Origin of the sequence: Myxococcus sp. CA033 (assembly GCF_013336625.1) — a bacterium.
In the GTDB taxonomy this organism is placed as follows: Bacteria; Myxococcota; Myxococcia; order Myxococcales; family Myxococcaceae; genus Myxococcus; species Myxococcus llanfairpwllgwyngyllgogerychwyrndrobwllllantysiliogogogochensis.
The window spans coordinates 1-2565 of the sequence record NZ_JABUMU010000058.1 but is presented as its reverse complement, the minus strand read 5'-3'; the positions used below and the strand labels follow the sequence as shown (position 1 = coordinate 2565).

Annotated in this window: 1 protein-coding gene and 1 pseudogene; both read left to right on the top strand. The window is 66.1% G+C overall.

Translation table 11 applies throughout. The features are described 5' to 3' along the window. Nucleotides 1–141 precede the first annotated feature (141 nt). Nucleotides 142–1730, top strand: a pseudogene (locus HUA78_RS47975) (IS3 family transposase). Nucleotides 1731–2002: 272 nt separating this feature from the next. After that, on the top strand, nt 2003–2407 hold the full coding sequence (locus tag HUA78_RS45585; RefSeq protein ID WP_174479116.1) for a hypothetical protein: 405 nt from the start codon (nt 2003–2005) through the stop codon (nt 2405–2407). Nucleotides 2408–2565 lie beyond the last annotated feature (158 nt).

Sequence of the window (2565 nt, the reverse complement as noted above, 5' to 3'; positions counted from 1 at the left end):
ACGAAGGGTCGGAAGCAGGCCAAGGGATGAACCACCCAGCGTCGCTGACGCTCCGACCGCTCGCCACCAGCCGGAATCGCTGCTCGGCTTGAGCCGGAACGAGTGCTCACCATGACCGGAATACGCATGCAGGCGGTTGAAGTGTCGTACACAGACGCATTCAAGGTGCAGATGGTGAAGCGGATGATGGGCCCGAGCGCGGTGAATGCCTCGACACTGGCCCGGCAGGTGGGAGTGTCCCAACCGACGTTGTCGCAGTGGTTGCGTGCGGCGAATAGGGTAGCGGCCATGACGCCCCCGTCCGACGAGAAGAAGCCCGCCCCGCCCGCTGGGCCCAAGAAGTGGACGCCCGAGGAGAAGCTGCGAGTGCTGGCGGCGGCCCAGGAGCTCAAAGGGGAGGAGTTGGGGGCGTTGCTGCGTGGAGAGGGGCTGCATGAAGCGCAGCTGCGGGAGTGGCAGCAGGCGGCCGCGGGGGCGCTCTCAGGCACGGCGAGCGAGCCGCTGCCGGCCAAGGAGCGCAAGCGGCTGGCCGCCGCCGAGAAGCGGGTGAAGGAGCTCGAGCGGGAGCTGCACCGCAAGGAGAAGGCGCTGGCGGAGACGGCGGCGCTGTTGGTGCTCGAAAAAAAACTTCAGGCGATGGGGTGGGACGACAGGCACTCGGGCGACGAGGACGACGCAGCGGACGAGAAGAGCGAGAAATGACGCTCGCCCACGTCGACGAGGCCTTGGAGAGAGGCGTGCGCCTGGAGGCCATCTGCGAGCGGCTCGGGGTAGCCCCGCGCACGATTCAACGCTGGAGGAAGCCCGCCACGGCCGAGGACCGGCGGTGCGGACCGCATACCCGTCCGGCCAACCGGCTGTCCGAGGTGGAGCGGCGTCGAATCCTGGCGGTGGCCAACAGCGAGGAGTTCCGGGACGCCTCGCCCAAGCAGATTGTCCCCAGGCTGGCGGACCGGGGCGAGTACGTGGCCAGCGAAGCGAGTTTCTACCGGGTGCTGCGCGAAGCGGGGCAGCTGGCCCACCGAGGCCATGCCAAGGCGCCCACACCCAAGCCTCGGGCCGAGCACACCGCCACCGGGCCGAACCAAGTCTGGAGTTGGGATATTACCTACCTGAAGGGCCCGGTGAAGGGCGCCTTCCTCTACCTGTACCTGGTGGTGGACGTCTTCAGCCGGCGAATCATGGGCTTCGCGGTGCATGAGGAGGAGTCGTCCGAGCACGCCTCGGTCCTCATCCGCCGCTCTTGGCAGGAGGCGGGCTGCCCCGAGGGGCTCGTGCTGCATTCGGACAACGGCGGCCCCATGAAGGGCGCCACGCTGCTGGCCACCTTGCAATGGCTGGGCGTCACCCCGTCCTTCAGCCGGCCCCGAGTCTCGGACGACAATGCCTTCTCCGAGGCCCTCTTCCGCACGCTGAAGTACCGCCCCAACTTCCCCCGGCGGCCCTTTGCCTCCGTCGAGGATGTGCACGACTGGGTGACGCGCTTCGTGGATTGGTACAACATCGAGCACCGACACTCCGCCATCCGCTTCATCACGCCCGACGACAGGCACTTCGGTCGCGAGGCTGCCCTGCTTGCTCGACGCCATCAGGTGTACCAACGCGCCCGAGCCCGTCACCCCGAACGATGGAGCCGCATCACGCGCAACTGGACGCCAGCAGGCCCCGTCCGTCTCGGCCCCTCTCCGAACCTCTCCCCGGCCGTGCAGGAGTTGAAGCGCATCGGCTGAACCCTCTCACGCGACATCTACCTTGACGCTCACCGTAAGTGGCCCTCGGGTGGGAGACGGCACGGACCACGGGCACCGCCACTCGTCATCCGCCTTCTGGTTCGCGCCGCGCGGCTCGCTTGGTGCATGGGCAGCCAGTCTGCTCCGGGAGTCGCCCAGAGGTTCGGCGACTTGGGAGCTTCAGCCAGGCGGGGTGCTCTACGACGGCAGCAGGCGGCAGCGGTGGGGAGGGTAGAGTTGGGAAGGCCTGCCTCTTAACACGGATAGACAGAATGGAAATCGAAGAGATTCGGCGCAGGATGCTGACCAGCAAAGGGAAAGTATGCGTCGTCGATGTTTCCGAGTCCTCTTCGTTCCCTGGCTATATCCGGACGATTGGGATTCGTGCTGAGTCAGTCGTTGACATTGACTATGAGCAATGGGGGTATGACGAAGGGGGCGCCTACTTCACCGCCAAGTATCCTTCGCTCGACGACGCAGTCTCCGCTGTAGAGCAATTTCTTGGTACGAAGTATGGGGATTGGCCCTCGTTGCCGGCATACCCGGAATGTGCCGCTGGGCAGGCCGCTGAAGGGCACGCGCACCTTACGATGGCCATCGCCACGGGGACTGTGCCCCTCCCGGCTGGTGCCGCGTGGCGCCTCGGCGCAGGCTACTGGAGCAAGTTCAGGACGTAGTTCCGTGGCACCACAGAGGTGCAGTCCAGCCGGTCGTGTCCCTATAAGTGTGTAGTCGGCGAGCAGGGATGAGCGTGAAAGAGGGAAGCTCCTCGGTGAAACCAACCGAGACGGTCTCCCCCTGGCAGGGGAGCCGAGGAGTTCCCGCCGTGGACGAT